Raw genomic sequence first — 15414 nt, 5'->3', positions numbered from 1 at the left:
CGGCATACGGTACGACGGACGATACAGTGCCGGGATGACGACCGAGTACAGCGGCACCGGCGACCCCGCGCGCAGCCTCGCCCTGCTCTGGCGTACCCGCGAACGCACCAGCCGCAAGGGCCGACCCGACCTGTCGGTGGACCGCATCGTGCGCGCCGCCATCGACGTGGCCGACGCCGAGGGCCTCGCCGCCCTGTCCATGCGCCGCGTCGCCGAACGCCTCGGCGTCGGCACCATGTCCCTCTACACCTACGTCCCCGGCAAGGGCGAACTGCTCGACGTCATGCTCGACACCGTCTACGGCGAGACCGCCCGCCCCGACGACGTGCCCGGCGGCTGGCGGGAGCGGCTCACCCACGTCGCCCGCGAGACCTGGGCGCTCTACCTGCGCCACCCCTGGCTGCTACAGGTCGCCACCACCCGCCCCCCGCTGGGCCCCAACGTCATCGCCCGCTACGAGTACGAACTGCGCGCCGTCGACGGCATCGGCCTGACCGACCTGGAGATGGACGCCGTCGTCACCCTCGTCTCCGGCTACGTCCACGGCGCCGTACGCAGCGCCGTGGAGGCCGCCCAGGCCGCCGCGCGCACCGGCATGACCGAGCAGCAGTGGTGGCAGGCCCACGCCCCCTACCTGGAGAAGGCCCTCGACCCGCGCCGCTACCCCCTCGCCGCCCGCGTCGGCACCGCCGCCGGCCAGGAGTACCAGGCCGCCGCCAACCCCCACGGCGCCTTCGAGTTCGGCCTGGCCCGCATCCTCGACGGCATCGAGGTCCTCGTCGCCACCCGCCCGGACGCCGCCGCCACGACCGGCGAGCGATAACCTGGCCGACATGACGATGCGCCCCATCAGGATCATCGGTGACCCCGTGCTGCGCACCCCCAGCGAGCCCGTCACCAGCTTCGACGCCGAACTGTGCGCCCTGGTCACCGACCTGATGGACACCCTGCTCGGCGCCCCCGGCCGCGCCGGCGTCGCCGCCCCCCAGATCGGCGTCAACGCCCAGGTGTTCGTCTACGACGCCGACGGCCACCGCGGCCACCTGGTCAACCCGACGCTGGAGCTGTCGCAGGAGTTGCAGGACGACGACGAGGGCTGCCTGTCCATCCCCGGCCTCTACTTCCCGACCTCACGCGCCCTGCACGCCACCGCCCACGGCTTCGACCAGCACGGCGAGCCGCTGACCATCTCCGGCAGCGGCTTCCTCGCCCGGGCCCTGCAACACGAGACCGACCACCTCGCCGGGCGCCTCTACGTCGACACCCTGCGCGGCGACACCCGCCGCAAGGCGTTGCGGGAGATCCGCGCCGGCCGCTTCGACTCACCCAGCCGCCGCGGCTGACCCTGCCCGCGGCGGCCGGTCCGGGACGTCGCACCCGGCCGGCCGACCGTGGGCGCTCACCCGTCGTGGGCGCGCAGCGCGTACTCGCCATAGTCGGCCACCCGGGTGAAGCCGAGGCGCCCGTAGAGCCGCAACGCCGCCGTGTTGTCCGCCTTCACGTTGAGCGTGACGTGCGTGACGTGCTCGCGCAGCCGCCGGCACAGCGCGGCCACCACCGCACCGGCCAGCCCCCGCCCGCGCAGCCGGGGATGGGTGGTCACGTTGCCCAGCGCCGCCACCCCGTACGCCGGGGAGAACACGTGCACCCCGGCGACCGCCACCAGCTCACCGCCATCGCGCACGCCCACGTACTGGCCGGTGTCGAGCATCCGCGGGTCGAACCAGTTGCCAGGGTAGGCCACCTCGTACAGCCGGCGCAGCCCCGGCAGGTCGTCGGCGCCCAGCACCGATCCCGCCGGGGTCACCGTGTCCAGCCGCGCCGCGTCGGTCAGCGCCATCCGGTGGTGCGGGCCGGCCGCGTCCATCCGGAACACCCCGGCCAGGGCGGGCTCCAGGCCGGGGGACAGGTGCGCCCACAGGCGGGCCGGCAGCACCGGCGCCAGCTGGCGCAGCAGCGTCGCCAGCCGGTCCACCCGGGGCGGGGCCGCGAACGCCAGCAACGTGGGCGGGTCCGCGCCGTGGTAGAGCAACGCCACCTCCTCGTCGCGGCGGAACCAGGAGGTGTACGGCCAGAAGAAGTCGTCCAGGTCGCCGAGCTGGTACGCGTGCAGCACCGGGTCCCGCCCGAGCAGCGCGGCCAGGACGGTCCGGTCGTGTTCGGCGCGTACCGGCATCCGCCGATGATCACACACCCGGCGCGGGACGCCCCGCCCGGTCGCCGGCGTGCCCAGCAGCCCGACGCCGGGCGTCCTCAGCAGCCCGGCGGGGTGGCCGCCTCCGGCTCGGCGGGAAGGTTCTCGTGCGCCCACCGGCCCAACGCGTCGAGCACCGGCAGCAGCGCCGCGCCCGGCCCAGTGAGCTCGTAGCTCACCCCCACCGGGGGACCCTGCCGGACGCTGCGGCTGACCAGCCCGACCCGCACGAGCTCGCCCAGCCGGTCGGAGAGCACCGACTCGCTGATCCCGGGCAGGGCGCGGGCCAGCTCGGCGAACCCGGCCGGCCCGTCGGCGAGGGTGCTCAGGAGCATGCCGTTCCACCGCTTGCCGAGGAACGCGAAGGCCCGGGCGACGCCCCCGTCACACGTGCGGGGCGTGTCGCCCACCTCTGGCCTGACCGTCATGACCCCAGGATACGGCGGACATCCTCCGAACAAGGGACTAGTAAAAAGCTAGCTGCTACCGTAGCCGAAGCAAGCCAGCCGATTCGATGGAGACACCCCGATGACCGACGTCCACTCGCCCCTGATCGACCTGGACCCCGAGGCCCAGGCGCTGCTGTTCACCGACGCCCGCACCGCCAACACCTTCACTGACGAGCCGGTCACCGACGAACAACTCCAGGCGATCTTCGAACTCGCCAAGTTCCCGCCCACCGCCGCCAACACCCAGCCCCTGCGCATCCTCTACGTGCGCCCCGGCGAGGCCCGCACCCGCCTGGTCGCGCACATGAGCGAAGGCAACAAGGCCAAGACCGCCAGCGCCCCCATGGTCGCCGTACTCGCCGCCGACACCGACTTCCACGAGTTCATCCCGCAGATCTTCCCCATCCGGCCCCAGATGCGCGACGACCTCGCCGACAAGCCCGAGGCCCGCGAGCGCATGGCCCGCTTCAACGCCACCCTCCAGATCGGCTACTTCCTGCTCGCCGTCCGCGCCGCCGGCCTCGCCGCCGGACCCATGGCCGGCTTCGACGCCGCCGCCGTCGACCGCGAGTTCTTCGCCGACAACACCTGGAAGACCCTGCTCGTGGTCAACATCGGCCGCCCCGGCGAGAACGCCTGGTTCCCCCGCCTGCCCCGCCTCGACTACACCGACGTCGTCCGACACGCCTGACCCGCCGACACGAGCAGTGGATGGCGACCGTCAGGCCGCCACCCACTGGTCGAAGCCCAACTTGCCGACCAACGCCAGCACCACCACCAACAGCACCACCCGCACGAAACCCGAGCCACGCCGCAACGCCATCCGCGCCCCCAACGCCGCCCCCGCGATGTTGCACACCGCCATCGCCGCCCCCAGCAGCCACCACACGTGCCCCGTCGCCGCGAACACCGCCAACGCCCCCAGGTTCGTGCCCACGTTCACGACCTTCGCCATCGCCGAGCCGTGCACGAAGTCCGCCCCCACCAGCGCCGTGAACGCCACCACCAGGAACGTCCCCGTACCCGGACCCACCAGCCCGTCGTACAGGGCGATACCCACCCCGGCCACCGCGACCGCCACACCCACCCGCACCCGCGTACGCCGATGCGGCTGCGCCACCACCCCCAACCGCGGACGCAACACCACGAACGCCGCCACCGACACCAGCACCACCAGCACCACCGGCCGGTACGCCGACGCCGGCACCGCCCCCGCCAACGCCGCACCCACCCCCGCGCAACACATCGCCAGCACCGCCGCCGGCCCCGCCACCGCCCAGTCGATCTTCGTACGCCGCGCGTACGTCACCGCCGCCGTCGTCGTACCCGCGATCGCCGTCAACTTGTTCGTGGCCAACGCCGACGCCACCGGCATCCCCGGCGCCGCCACCATCAACACCGGCAACAGGAGCAGCCCACCACCGCCCACCACGGCGTCGATCCAACCGGCCATCGCGGCCGCGGCGAGCAGGGTCGTCAACGACAGGGGATCCACATCCACGGGCGGCCATTCTGCCCACCACCACCGGCCCCACGACGCCGCCTGTGGCCAGCCTCACCAGAACCGCAGGTCACCGACCCCGCCGCCGACGCAGCCACACACCCACCGCACCCAGGGCCACGAACAGCAGCATCGAGCACAACAACACCTTCAACACCCGGCAACCCTCCCACGGCCACGTAGGGTGCAAACGTGCGCCTGGCCACCTTCAACCTGCTGCACGGCCGATCCCTCACCGACGGACTCGTCGACCCCGACCGGCTCACCGCCGCCGTCACCGCCCTCGACGCCGACGTCCTCGCCCTACAGGAAGTCGACCGCGACCAGAGCCGCAGCGGCAAACTCGACCTCACCGCCATCGCCGCCCGCGCCCTCGACGCAGGCGAACACCGCTTCGCCGCCGCCGTCGTCGGCACCCCCGGCGAACAGTTCCGCCCCCTCACCCACGACGACGACGGACACGGCGAACCCTGCTACGGCGTCGGCCTCGTCACCCGCCACCGCGTGCACACCTGGCAGGTCACCCGACTGCGCCCCGCCCCCGTACGCTCACCCGTCTACGTCCCCGGCCCCCGCGGCGGACTCATCCTCCTGCGCGACGAACCCCGCGTCGTCCTCGCCGCCGTCCTCGACACCCCACACGGACGACTCACCGTCGCCGCCACCCATCTGTCCTTCGTCCCCGGCTGGAACGCCCACCAACTCCGCCAGACCGTCCGCGCCCTGCGCACCCTGCCCGCCCCACGCATCCTCCTCGGCGACCTCAACCTGCCCGCCGGCCCCGCCCGACTCCTCACCGGCTGGCACCCCCTCGCCCGCCGCCCCACCTACCCCGCCGGGCAACCCCGCGTCCAACTCGACCACATCCTCGCCGACCGCCACGCCCTCGACCAGCTGCCACCCGTCACCGCCGTACACACCCCCCTGTCCACCATCTCCGACCACCGCCCCCTCCTGGTCGACCTCGGCTGAGAGCACACCCGGCGAGGGAGACCACACCCCTCACCAGCGGTCGCGTCACCGTCACACCACCCAGCGTTGACACCAACCCGCCACATCGGCGAAGGTCTCTGGCGTGACGGCACCCACCCCAGGCCCGACGAGCCACCACGACCCCACCACCGAACACCACAGGTACGTCATCATCGGAGCCGGACCAGCCGGCATCCAACTCAGCTACTACCTCCAACAGGCCGGCTGCGACTACGTCACCCTCGAACGCGCCCCCGCACCCGCCGAATTCTTCCGCCACTTCCCCCGCCACCGCCGGCTCATCTCCCTCAACAAGGTCCACACCACCAGCACCGACCCCGAGATCCGCCTGCGCTGGGACTGGAACTCCCTGCTGCACGAACCCGCCGACCTGCCCTTCGCCAAGTACAGCAGCGAATACTTCCCCCACGCCGACGACATGGTGCGCTACCTCACCGACTTCCAGCGCTACCACCAACTCGCCGTACGCTTCGACACCCCCGCCAACCGGATCGAACGCCTCGACGACGGCTTCCTCGTCCACACCCCCGACCGCGTCCTGCACTGCCACTGCCTCATCGTCGCCACCGGCTGGGGCCGCCCCAACATCCCCGACATCCGCGGCATCGAACACGCCACCGGCTACGAGGACATGCACACCGACCCCGCCCACTACGCCGGCCAACGCGTCCTCATCCTCGGCAAGGGCAACTCCGCGTTCGAAACCGCCTCCGCGATCCTCGGCCACGCCGCCATGATCCACCTCGCCAGCCCCCGCCCACTGCGCCTGGCCTGGAACACCAAACACCCCGGAGACGTCCGCGGCCACCACGGCGCCGTCCTCGACAGCTACCAGTTCAAGACCCTGCACTCCGTACTCGACTGCGTCATCGACGAGATCCGCCCCGTCGACAACCGCTACCAGGTGCACCTCACCTACACCCACGCCGACGGCGAAACCGCCGTCATGGACTACGAAACCGTCCTGCGCTGCACCGGCTTCACCATGGACACCAGCCCCTTCGACCCCACCTGCCGACCCGACATGATCCCCAACGGCCGCATGCCCACCACCACCGGCGACTGGCAGTCCACCAACATCGACGGCCTCTACTTCGCCGGCACCCTCGCCCAGGACCGCGACCTCAAGAAGGCCTCCTCCGCCTTCATCGACGGATTCCGCTACAACCTGCGCACCCTCACCGCCCTGCTACGCGAACGCTACGACGGCGTACCCCTGCCACACACCCTCGTCGACCCCGACCCCGACACCCTCACCACCCTCGTCCTCGACCGGGTCAACTGGAGCTCCGCCCTCTGGACCCAGTTCGAATTCCTCTGCGACGCCCTCGTCGTCGACCCCCACGGCCAACTACGCCACTACACCGACCTGCCCGAAGACCACGTCCGCGCCCGCTTCCACGAGCACCCGCACTACTACACCGTCAGCCTCCGCTGGGGCCGCGACGACTACGGCGACGTCTTCGCCATCGAACGCCACCCCCAACCCGACCGCGCCGCCGAAAGCGCCTTCATCCACCCCGTCATCCGCCGCTACCACGGCGACACCCTCGTCGACGAACTCCACCTGCTCGAAGACCTGCTCGCCGAATGGCGCCGCCCCGACCGCCACGTCGCACCCCTGCGCGACTACTTCACCCGCGAACTGCACCGCCACCGCTGACCCCGGGCCACCCCACCACCGGTCCAACCTCGACCCCACCCACCTATGCCGGCTGCAACTCCTCCACCACCGTCTGCGCCACCAGAAAATCCACCACATCCGTCAACCGACCCCGACGACCCGCCGCCGCCCGCTGCCGCACCGCACCACCACCCACCGCCAACAACCGCTCCGACCAACCCCGCACCAGATCCTCATCCCCACACGCCCGCAACACCGGCGCCAACGACCCCACCACCTCACCCAACACCTCCCGCGCCGGACGCAACCGACCCGAACCCACCTCCGGCAACGAACCCTCCAACCCGTCACGCGCCGCCCGCCAGTACGCCGCCCGCAACCACTCCCCGGGCAACTCCGGACCGTGATCACCCCGGTCCACCGCCTCCAACCCCCGCACCACCAACGCCCGCACCAACGCCGCCACCAACGCCGACTCCCGCGCCGACACCGGCACGTCCGACACCCGCACCTCCAACGTCGGATGCGTCACCGACGGCCGGATGTCCCAGAACAACGTCCCCGGATCCACCACCGCCCCCGCCGCCGACAACATCCCCACCACCCGCTCGTAGTGAGCCACCGACGTGAACCGCGGCGGCGGCCCCGCCACCGGCCACCGCGACCAGATCATCGACCGCCAACCCGCATAACCCGAATCCCGCCCCTCCCAGTACGGCGAATTCGCCGTCAACGCGATCAACAACGGCAGATACGCCCGCAGATGATTGCTCACCAGCAACGCCCGCTCCCGATCCGGCAACTCCACGTGCACGTGCAACGCACAGATCGCCAACTCGTCGTGCAACCCCCGGAACGTCGCCGTACCCCGATCCTGCCGCGGCCCCCGCGTCACCGGCGGCGACGTCGCACCCGGCAACACCGGCGTACCGGTCGCCACGATCCGCAACCCGTCGACCGCCGCGCACTCCGCCACCACCCGACGAGCCTCCACCAACTGCTCCAACAACCCCCGCACCGACGCCGTCGGATCCGTCCTCGTCTCCACATGCAACCTCGTGATCTCACCCGACACCCGCGAACCCAACCGCGCCACCGCCCGATCCACCACCGCCCCCGCACCCGGCACCACACCCCGACTCACCGGATCCACAAGCAGAAACTCCTCCTCCACCCCCAACCGCGGACCCGACACCACACCATCCCCGCCGACCAGCACCGGCACCACGGCCTCCACTCACGACACCCGGGCGAGCGCCCGACACGGACAGGCCGACAGGGTAGCCCGAACCAGTGACCAACGGGACACCCACAGTCAGTACGCCGACGCCACAGCCACCCACCGGGACACACCACACCCCACCCCCTGTGGCAAGCTGACCCCAGACGCGACTGGCGGCCAGAGGATGGGCACCAAACCATCGGGGAGCTGCACGCGCGGAGGTCGACCGCCTGGGCCCCGCCGGCAGAGGAGCACCATGCCCACCGCCCGACTCCTGCCCGGCACCCCCGTCGCCGACCACATCCTCACCGACGTCGCCGCCGGCGTCACCGCACTACGCGCCGCAGGCACCACCCCCGGCCTCGCCACCATCCTCGTCGGCGACGACGACGCCAGCGCCGGCTACATCCGCATCAAGCAACGCCAGGCCAGCGAACTCGGCTTCGCCTCACCCCACGTACACCTGCCCGCCACCGCCACCCAGGCCGACCTGCACCACGCCATCGCCGACTTCAACACCGCACCCGACGTGCACGGCCTGCTCATCCAGCACCCCATCCCCGCACACCTCGACTACGACCGCGCCCTGCAGACCATGGACCCCGACCTCGACGTCGACGGCATGCACCCCCTCAACATGGGACGCCTCGCCCTCGGCCTGCCCGGACCCCTGCCCTGCACACCCGCCGGCATCGAAGCCCTGCTCGCCTTCCACGACATCCCCGTCGCCGGCCGCGACGTCGTCATCCTCGGCCGCGGCGCCACCCTCGGCCGCCCCCTCGCCCTGCTGCTCACCCAGAAACGACCCACCGCCAACGCCGCCGTCACCGTCGTGCACACCGGCGTCCCCGACTGGGCCACCCACACCCGACGCGCCGACATCCTCATCGCCGCCGCCGGCGTCCCCGGCATCATCCAACCCGAACACGTCCGCCCCGGCGCCGTCGTCATCGGCGGCGGCGTCCGCTACGAAGGCCGACGCCTCCTGCCCGACGTCGCCGAAACCTGCGCCGACGTCGCCGGCGCCATCACCCCCCGCGTCGGCGGAGTCGGCCCCACCACCGTCGCCATGCTCTTCCGCAACGCCCTCGACGCCGCCCGCCGCGCCACCGGCCACGCCTGAGCACCCCGGTCCGGGCGTCGACGACCTCGACGCCCGGACCACCGCCGGCCACACCAGGCCCGCCGAAAGACCCCCGGCAGAGCAGGCTGATCACCTCGCCGAGGGCGCCGCCGGAGGCATCGGCCGTCGGACGCGCCGGCCCGGCTCCCGACCGGCCCACCGGCCGCGAACCGCCGGGCCCCGCCTCACGACCGTCCGTCGCGCTCCGCCGCCACCAACCCCGCCAACGCCCGATTGGTACGGTTGGACCGCACCGCGTCGCGCTGCTGCCCGGCCGTCACCTCGATGTACGTCTGCGACGACGCCAACGACGCGTGACCCAGCAACCGCATGATCTCCGCCGCGCTCGCCCCGTCCTCGGCCAACCGCGTCGCGAAGGTGTGCCGCAACGCGTGCAACCGCGCCCCACGCGGCACCCGGTCGGTGATGCCCGCCCGCCGGTAGCAGGACTCCACCAGATACTGCAGCCCGCCCCGGCGCAGCGGCTCACCCCGACGGTCCACCAGCAGCGGCGCGTCCGGCCGCACCGTACGCGACCCGAACCGCCGCACCCGGCTGTCCAGATAGCCCACCAGCACCCCGTCCAGCTCCGGCTCGATCGGCACCACCCTCGGCCGCCCACCCTTGCCGGCCACGTCGACCCGCCGCTCGCCCGCACGGCCCGTCAACGACCCCACCCGCAGCGCCAGCAGCTCCGACAGCCGCAGCCCCGCGCAGAGCGCCAACGCCAGCACCGCCAGGTCCCGCTCCGGCCACGGGTCGCGCTGCCGGCCCTCCTGCCGGGCCACCGAGGCGAGCAGCTGCTCGGGGGTGTCCGCGCCACGCAGCGGCTTGGGCTGGGGGAGAGGCGCCCGGGGACGACCGACCGCCGGCATCGGGTTGCCGGCGACCACCCCGTCGGCGACCAGGAAGGAGAAGAAGCTGTTCCAGGTGGACCACGCCCGGTGCACCGACGCGGCCGCGCGGGGAGCGGCGAACCGGGCGAATGCCGCACGCATGACGCGAGCGGTGAGGGCGCCGACGGGCAGCGCCTCGAGGGGTAGGGGAGGGGTGGCCTCCTCGGCCGCCAGTTCGGCGACGGCGCACAGGTCCCGGCGGTACGCCTCCAGCGTGTGGGGGGAGGGCTTTCGGGTCGCGCGGGCCGTCAGGAACTCCTCGATGAGCCGCTGTACCGATTCGTCCTGTTTGTCATGCATAAGGGATATTATGCAGCATTTTCGGGTTCGCCGGCAACGGCGGGAGAGGGGAGAAGCGTGCGACGGTACGTACTGACGGGTGCACCGGGGGCGGGCAAGACGACACTCGCCGACGCGCTGCGCCGACGCGGGTGGGACGTCGTCGCCGAGGCGGCCACCGACGTCATCGCGGCTCAGCAGGGGCGGGGCGTCGCCGAACCGTGGCGCGAGGCCGGCTTCGTCGACGCCGTCGCGCGGCTCCAGCGGGAGCGCCGCGAGGCGCCCGGGGCGTACGGGGCGGTGCAGGTCCACGACCGGTCGCCGCTGTGCACGTTGGCCCTCGCGCGGTATCTGGGGCGACCGCCGGGGCGCGTGCTCACCGAGGAGGTGCGGCGGGTGCTGCGCGACGGCGCCTACCAGCGGCAGGTGTTCCTGGTCGAGCCGCTGGGCTTCGTGACACCGAGTGCCGCCCGTCGGATCGGCTACGCCGAGTCGCTGGTGTTCGCCCGCGTGCACGAGGAGGTCTACCGGGCGCACGGGCACCGCCTGATCGCGGTGCCGCCCGCGCCGGTGCGGGCGCGGGTCGCACTGGTGGAGGCGCACCTGCGGCGCCTCGCCGACCTGCCGTCGGACGGAGCTGAGGGAGGGCCCGATCCGGTCTACTTGACATAATGTACATTATCGAATCGCTAACGACAGTCGGCCTGCCTGCGGTTTCGAGGGCCTTATGGCGCCGGATGATTCGTCAGGCACGCTCTCGTCACCGCGGCGCGGAACGCCGCGCTGAACTGTTCCGGCGCCTCCAGCCAGGGATGGTGCCCCGCGTCCGGGATGAGGACGATCTCGCACCGCAGGCGAGCGCCGAGTCGTCGCAGGGCCTCGGCGGGACGGCTGTCGCCTGCCCCACCGATGATCACGGAGCCGGCGGGAAGGCGCTCGCGGAGCTCATCCACGTGCGATTCGAGCGGGTCCGCCCTCTTCGCGGCGTTGAGTTGGCTGTTCATCGCGTAGTTGACGGGTCGCAGCGCGCGGGCCGATGCCAGCGCCCAGTCCCACGCCCGAGCCCGGTCGGCGTGGTCGGTGAACCAGGCCAGGGTGAGGTACTCGATCTCTTCGGCGTCGGTGCGCGAGGTGATCGCTTCGAGTTCGTCGAGCCTGTCCTGCTGCGCGTCGGTGCGTCGTGCCCGTTGCGCCGCCCGGTCGGCGTCCCGCCACGGGTCCAGGAAGGGCCCGGCGAGCTGTATCGATCCCGCCACGCGCTCGGGATGCGCCAGCGTGAAGTAGCCGGCCATGTTGGTCCCGAACGAGTGCCCCACCAGGACGGCCCGGTCGTGTCCCCACGCGTCGAGCAGCAGCGCCAGGTCCCGGACGTGGCGGGCGATCGTGTGCTCCCCCGCCCAGGCCGATCCGCCTGTGCCTCGCTGGTCGTAGCGGTGGACCAGGCACAGGTCTTCGACCAGGGCGGCGACCGGGCCGAGATAGTCCGGCAGTCCCGGCCCCCCGTGCAGGACGACCAGGGGGATGTCGGCCTGCTCCGGCGAGCCGGTGGTCCAGGTGCGCAGCCGGGCACCGTCGTCCATCTCGATCATCGCGGTGGGCATGGACGCGAGCGTACGCATGCCGAGCGGCCGATTCTGGCCCGCCGGGCGCTGCTCCCCCGCCGCCACGAGGGCGAGGGGCGTTCGCAGTCGGCGGGGTTGGTGGGCCCGGCCCGGCGCAGCGCGGGAGCGCCCGCCGGACCGGTGCCCGCCGGTGGCCTCGGTCAGGCGCCGACGTAGGCGGCGAGGTGTTCGCCGGTGAGGGTGGACCGCTTGGCGACGAGGTCGGCGGGGGTGCCCTCGAAGACGATCCGGCCGCCGTCGTGGCCGGCGCCGGGGCCGAGGTCGATGATCCAGTCGGCGTGTGCCATGACCGCCTGGTGGTGCTCGATGACGATGACCGACTTGCCGGATTCGACGAGCCGGTCGAGCAGGGCGAGCAGTTGTTCGACGTCGGCGAGGTGCAGGCCGGTGGTCGGCTCGTCGAGGACGTAGACGCCGCCCTTCTCGGCCATGTGGGTGGCGAGCTTGAGGCGCTGCCGCTCGCCGCCGGAGAGGGTGGTGAGGGGTTGGCCGAGGCTGAGGTAGCCCAGTCCGACGTCGGCGAGTCGGTTCAGGATGGCGTGGGCGGCGGGGATGCGCGCCTCGCCGGCGCCGAAGAACTCCTCGGCCTCGGCGACGGGCATGGCGAGCACGTCGGCGATGTTCCGGCCGCCCAGTGTGTATTCCAGGACGGCCGCCTGGAAGCGCTTGCCGCCGCATTCCTCGCAGGTGGTCTCGACGGTCGCCATGACGCCCAGGTCGGTGTAGATGACGCCGGCGCCGTTGCAGGTGGGGCAGGCGCCTTCGGAGTTGGCGCTGAACAGTGCCGGTTTGACGCCGTTGGCCTTCGCGAACGCCTTGCGGATGGGGTCGAGCAGGCCGGTGTAGGTCGCCGGGTTGCTGCGTCGGGAGCCGCGGATCGCGCCCTGGTCGATGACGACGACGCCGTCGCGGCCGGCGACGGAGCCGTGGATCAGTGAGCTCTTGCCGGAGCCGGCGACGCCGGTGACGGCGCAGAGGACGCCGAGTGGGATGTCGACGTCGACGTCGCGCAGGTTGTGGGCGGTCGCGCCGCGGACCTCGAGGGTGGCGGTGGGGGTGCGTACGGTCTTCTTGACGGCGGCCCGGTCGTCGAGGTGGCGGCCGGTGACGGTGTCGCTTTCCCGCAGTCCTTCGACGGTGCCTTCGAAGCAGATCGTGCCGCCGTGGGTGCCGGCGCCAGGGCCGAGGTCGACGACGTGGTCGGCGATCGTGATGGTCTCGGGTTTGTGTTCGACGACGAGCACGGTGTTGCCCTTGTCGCGCAGTTGCCGCAGCAGGTTGTTCATCCGCTCGATGTCGTGCGGGTGCAGGCCGATGGTGGGCTCGTCGAAGACGTAGGTGACGTCGGTGAGGGACGAGCCGAGGTGGCGGATCATCTTGGTGCGTTGTGCCTCTCCCCCGGACAGGGTGCCGGAGGGCCGGTCGAGTGAGAGGTAGCCCAGGCCGATCTGCGTGAACGAGTCGAGGAGGTGTTGCAGCCCCTTGAGCAGGGGGGCCACCGAGGGTTCGTCGAGGTCGCGGACCCACTCGGCCAGGTCGCTGATCTGCATGGCGCAGACGTCGGCGATGCTCTTGCCGTTGATCTTCGAGGAGCGGGCTTCGGGGCTGAGTCGGGTGCCGTCGCAGTCGGGGCAGGTCTGGAAGGTCACGGCCCGCTCGACGAAGGCCCGGATGTGGGGCTGGAGGGCGTCGACGTCCTTGGCGAGGAAGGACTTCTGGATCTGCGGGATGATGCCGACGTACGTCAGGTTGATGCCGTCGATCTTGATCTTGGTGGGTTCCCGGTGGAGCAGGTCGTGCAGTTCCTTTTTGGTGAACTTGCTGATCGGCTTGTCGGGGTCGAAGTAGCCGCAGCCGCGGAAGATGCGCCCGTACCAGCCGTCCATGCTGTAGCCGGGGATGGTGAGGGCGCCCTCGTTGAGTGACTTGCCGGCGTCGTAGAGGGCGGTCAGGTCGATGTCGTTGACGGTGCCCATGCCCTCGCAGCGGGGGCACATGCCGCCGAGGCGGTGGAACGTCGCCTTCTCGGCCTTGGTCTTGGTGCCGCGCTCGACGGTGATCGCCCCGCTGGCGCGCACGGTGGGGATGTTGAAGGAGTACGCGTTGGGCGAGCCGATGTGGGGTTGGCCGAGGCGGCTGAACAGGATGCGCAGCATGGCGTTGGCGTCGGTGGCGGTGCCGACGGTGGAGCGTGGGTTGGCGCCCATCCGTTCCTGGTCGACGATGATCGCCGTGGTCAGGCCGTCGAGCAGGTCGACGTCCGGTCGGGTGAGCGACGGCATGAAGCCTTGGAGGAAGGCGCTGTAGGTTTCGTTGATCATCCGCTGTGACTCGGCGGCGATGGTGCCGAACACCAGTGAGCTCTTGCCCGAGCCGGAGACGCCGGTGAAGACCGTGAGGCGGCGTTTCGGGATGTCGACGCTGACGTCCTTGAGGTTGTTCACGCGGGCGCCCTGCACGCGGATCAGGTCGTGGCTGTCGGCGATGTGGGTGGGTGCCTGGGTGTCCGTCCCCGTGGCGGTGCTCATCGTGTCTCCATCTGCTGCGCGGGGCCGCCGTGGCGGTCCCCGCGTCGAGGGTTCCTGGGTGGTGTCTGGGTGCGCCCGAGGGCTCAGTGCAGCTCGTTGATGCGGATCAGGTTGCCCGTGGGGTCGCGGAAGGCGCAGTCGCGCACGCCGTAGGGCTGGGCGGTGGGTTCCTGGACGACGTCGGCGCCGCTGGCCTGGAGCCGGTCGAAGAGGCCGTCGAGGTCGTCGGTGGCCAGGGTGATGGCGCCGTAGCTGCCCTTGGCGATGAGTTCGAGGATGGTCTGGCGCTCGGCGTCGGTGATGCCGGGGTCGGCGGCCGGCGGGTGCAGGACGATGGAGGTGCCGGGCTGGCCGGGTGGGCCGACGGTGAGCCAGCGCATGCCGTCGTATCCGACGTCGTTGCGGACCTCGAAGCCAAGGGTGTCGCGGTAGAAGGTCAGGGCGGCGTCGGCGTCGGTGTGCGGGAGGAAGGCGTAGTGAATGGTGATGTCCATGCCGGTCAGGCTAGTTGCGGCTGCGTGACGCGTGCTTCTCGATTCCTGATCGGTCTGGTCACCTGTTTCGCGATGCACGCGGGCATCTCCGCCGTCGCGTGAGCCGCCCGGGCGCGGTAGGTGCTCGGCGGCACGCCGACCAGTTCGGTGAAGCGGGTGCTGAAGGTGCCCAGCGAGGAGCAGCCGACGGCGAAACAGACTTCGGTGACGCTGAGGTCGCCACGGCGCAGCAGCGCCATGGCGCGTTCGATGCGCCGGGTCATGAGGTAGGCGTACGGCGACTCGCCGTACGCCTGGCGGAACTGGCGGCTGAGGTGTCCGGCTGACATGTTCGCGCCGCGGGCCAGCGCCTCGACGTCCAGGGGCTGTGCGTACTCGCGGTCGATGCGGTCGCGGACGCGGCGCAGCCGGGCGAGGTCGCGTAGGTGCTGGTCGGCGGCGTCTCTGCTGGTCACCTGCGAGATCGTGCCACGTGGCGTCGGGGTTGCC

Annotated in this window: 16 protein-coding genes; 7 read left to right on the top strand and 9 right to left on the bottom strand. The window is 71.7% G+C overall.

Annotated elements, in window-relative coordinates; all coding sequences use genetic code 11:
- Positions 1-34: 34 nt before the first annotated feature.
- Together ACN27A_RS03910 and ACN27A_RS03905 are read left to right on the top strand one after the other, a co-directional pair.
- On the top strand, positions 35-823 hold the full coding sequence (locus tag ACN27A_RS03910) for a TetR/AcrR family transcriptional regulator (RefSeq protein ID WP_421449870.1): 789 nt from the start codon (positions 35-37) through the stop codon (positions 821-823).
- Positions 824-833: 10 nt separating this feature from the next.
- The gene (locus ACN27A_RS03905) at positions 834-1343 is read left to right on the top strand and encodes a peptide deformylase (protein WP_421449868.1); all 510 of its coding nucleotides are present in this window, start codon (positions 834-836) and stop codon (positions 1341-1343) included.
- A gap of 56 nt (positions 1344-1399) precedes the next feature.
- On the opposite strand, the gene ACN27A_RS03900 is transcribed toward ACN27A_RS03905, so the two are convergent.
- Positions 1400-2176: a GNAT family N-acetyltransferase gene (locus tag ACN27A_RS03900; protein WP_421449866.1), complete on the bottom strand. Its 777-nt coding sequence runs from the start codon at positions 2174-2176 to the stop codon at positions 1400-1402.
- Between the two features lie 77 nt (positions 2177-2253).
- Positions 2254-2622 carry a winged helix-turn-helix transcriptional regulator gene (locus tag ACN27A_RS03895; RefSeq protein ID WP_421449865.1) on the bottom strand — a complete coding sequence of 123 codons (369 nt, stop codon included), beginning with the start codon at positions 2620-2622 and terminating at the stop codon, positions 2254-2256.
- Between the two features lie 100 nt (positions 2623-2722).
- Between ACN27A_RS03895 and ACN27A_RS03890 the strand changes: the two genes are divergently transcribed.
- Positions 2723-3334, top strand: a complete 612-nt coding sequence (locus tag ACN27A_RS03890; RefSeq protein WP_421449863.1) for a malonic semialdehyde reductase — start codon at positions 2723-2725, stop codon at positions 3332-3334.
- A gap of 30 nt (positions 3335-3364) precedes the next feature.
- Here ACN27A_RS03890 and ACN27A_RS03885 read toward each other — a convergent pair whose 3' ends face one another.
- The gene (locus ACN27A_RS03885) at positions 3365-4138 is read right to left on the bottom strand and encodes a sulfite exporter TauE/SafE family protein (protein WP_421458363.1); all 774 of its coding nucleotides are present in this window, start codon (positions 4136-4138) and stop codon (positions 3365-3367) included.
- A gap of 198 nt (positions 4139-4336) precedes the next feature.
- Here ACN27A_RS03885 and ACN27A_RS03880 point away from each other — a divergent pair, with 198 nt between their 5' ends.
- Complete coding sequence (locus tag ACN27A_RS03880) at positions 4337-5116, top strand: endonuclease/exonuclease/phosphatase family protein (RefSeq protein WP_421449861.1); 780 nt, start codon at positions 4337-4339, stop codon at positions 5114-5116.
- A 103-nt stretch (positions 5117-5219) separates the two neighbouring features.
- Positions 5220-6800, top strand: coding sequence for an NAD(P)-binding domain-containing protein (locus ACN27A_RS03875; protein ID WP_421449859.1), 1581 nt, complete (start codon positions 5220-5222; stop codon positions 6798-6800).
- Positions 6801-6843: 43 nt separating this feature from the next.
- Here the strand turns inward: ACN27A_RS03875 and ACN27A_RS03870 are convergent, their stop codons facing one another.
- Positions 6844-7998: a carboxylate-amine ligase gene (locus ACN27A_RS03870; RefSeq protein WP_421449857.1), complete on the bottom strand. Its 1155-nt coding sequence runs from the start codon at positions 7996-7998 to the stop codon at positions 6844-6846.
- A gap of 241 nt (positions 7999-8239) precedes the next feature.
- Here ACN27A_RS03870 and ACN27A_RS03865 point away from each other — a divergent pair, with 241 nt between their 5' ends.
- Positions 8240-9106 (top strand): bifunctional 5,10-methylenetetrahydrofolate dehydrogenase/5,10-methenyltetrahydrofolate cyclohydrolase, encoded by an 867-nt coding sequence (locus ACN27A_RS03865; protein WP_421449855.1) that lies wholly within the window; start codon positions 8240-8242, stop codon positions 9104-9106.
- A gap of 185 nt (positions 9107-9291) precedes the next feature.
- Here ACN27A_RS03865 and ACN27A_RS03860 read toward each other — a convergent pair whose 3' ends face one another.
- Entirely contained in the window at positions 9292-10302 is a 1011-nt protein-coding gene (locus ACN27A_RS03860) for a tyrosine-type recombinase/integrase (RefSeq protein ID WP_421449854.1), read from the bottom strand.
- 57 nt (positions 10303-10359) lie between these two features.
- Here ACN27A_RS03860 and ACN27A_RS03855 point away from each other — a divergent pair, with 57 nt between their 5' ends.
- Positions 10360-10953, top strand: coding sequence for an AAA family ATPase (locus ACN27A_RS03855; RefSeq protein ID WP_421449852.1), 594 nt, complete (start codon positions 10360-10362; stop codon positions 10951-10953).
- 53 nt (positions 10954-11006) lie between these two features.
- Here ACN27A_RS03855 and ACN27A_RS03850 read toward each other — a convergent pair whose 3' ends face one another.
- The 4 genes from ACN27A_RS03850 to ACN27A_RS03835 all read right to left on the bottom strand — a co-directional run bounded on the left by ACN27A_RS03850 (position 11007) and on the right by ACN27A_RS03835 (position 15380).
- Positions 11007-11882: an alpha/beta fold hydrolase gene (locus tag ACN27A_RS03850; protein WP_421449851.1), complete on the bottom strand. Its 876-nt coding sequence runs from the start codon at positions 11880-11882 to the stop codon at positions 11007-11009.
- Positions 11883-12043: 161 nt separating this feature from the next.
- Positions 12044-14431: an ATP-binding cassette domain-containing protein gene (locus ACN27A_RS03845; RefSeq protein WP_421449850.1), complete on the bottom strand. Its 2388-nt coding sequence runs from the start codon at positions 14429-14431 to the stop codon at positions 12044-12046.
- 83 nt (positions 14432-14514) lie between these two features.
- The gene (locus ACN27A_RS03840) at positions 14515-14925 is read right to left on the bottom strand and encodes a VOC family protein (RefSeq protein ID WP_421449848.1); all 411 of its coding nucleotides are present in this window, start codon (positions 14923-14925) and stop codon (positions 14515-14517) included.
- 5 nt (positions 14926-14930) lie between these two features.
- Entirely contained in the window at positions 14931-15380 is a 450-nt protein-coding gene (locus tag ACN27A_RS03835) for a helix-turn-helix transcriptional regulator (RefSeq protein ID WP_421449847.1), read from the bottom strand.
- Positions 15381-15414 lie beyond the last annotated feature (34 nt).

The organism is Micromonospora sp. WMMD737 (assembly GCF_049179055.1).
GTDB lineage: Bacteria > Actinomycetota > Actinomycetes > Mycobacteriales > Micromonosporaceae > Micromonospora > Micromonospora reichwaldensis.
Note: the sequence above shows the minus strand (reverse complement) of the source record. Positions and strands in the feature narration are given on the sequence as shown.

What these genes read in the sequence shown, in the direction of transcription:
- ACN27A_RS03850 (WP_421449851.1), bottom strand. Translation starts at nt 11,882, where the DNA reads ATGCCCACCGCGATGATCGAGATGGACGACGGTGCCCGGCTGCGCACC.
- ACN27A_RS03910 (WP_421449870.1), top strand. Translation starts at nt 35, where the DNA reads ATGACGACCGAGTACAGCGGCACCGGCGACCCCGCGCGCAGCCTCGCC.
- ACN27A_RS03865 (WP_421449855.1), top strand. Translation starts at nt 8,240, where the DNA reads ATGCCCACCGCCCGACTCCTGCCCGGCACCCCCGTCGCCGACCACATC.
- ACN27A_RS03890 (WP_421449863.1), top strand. Translation starts at nt 2,723, where the DNA reads ATGACCGACGTCCACTCGCCCCTGATCGACCTGGACCCCGAGGCCCAG.
- ACN27A_RS03840 (WP_421449848.1), bottom strand. Translation starts at nt 14,925, where the DNA reads ATGGACATCACCATTCACTACGCCTTCCTCCCGCACACCGACGCCGAC.
- ACN27A_RS03860 (WP_421449854.1), bottom strand. Translation starts at nt 10,302, where the DNA reads ATGCATGACAAACAGGACGAATCGGTACAGCGGCTCATCGAGGAGTTC.
- ACN27A_RS03845 (WP_421449850.1), bottom strand. Translation starts at nt 14,431, where the DNA reads ATGAGCACCGCCACGGGGACGGACACCCAGGCACCCACCCACATCGCC.
- ACN27A_RS03900 (WP_421449866.1), bottom strand. Translation starts at nt 2,176, where the DNA reads ATGCCGGTACGCGCCGAACACGACCGGACCGTCCTGGCCGCGCTGCTC.
- ACN27A_RS03905 (WP_421449868.1), top strand. Translation starts at nt 834, where the DNA reads ATGACGATGCGCCCCATCAGGATCATCGGTGACCCCGTGCTGCGCACC.
- ACN27A_RS03895 (WP_421449865.1), bottom strand. Translation starts at nt 2,622, where the DNA reads ATGACGGTCAGGCCAGAGGTGGGCGACACGCCCCGCACGTGTGACGGG.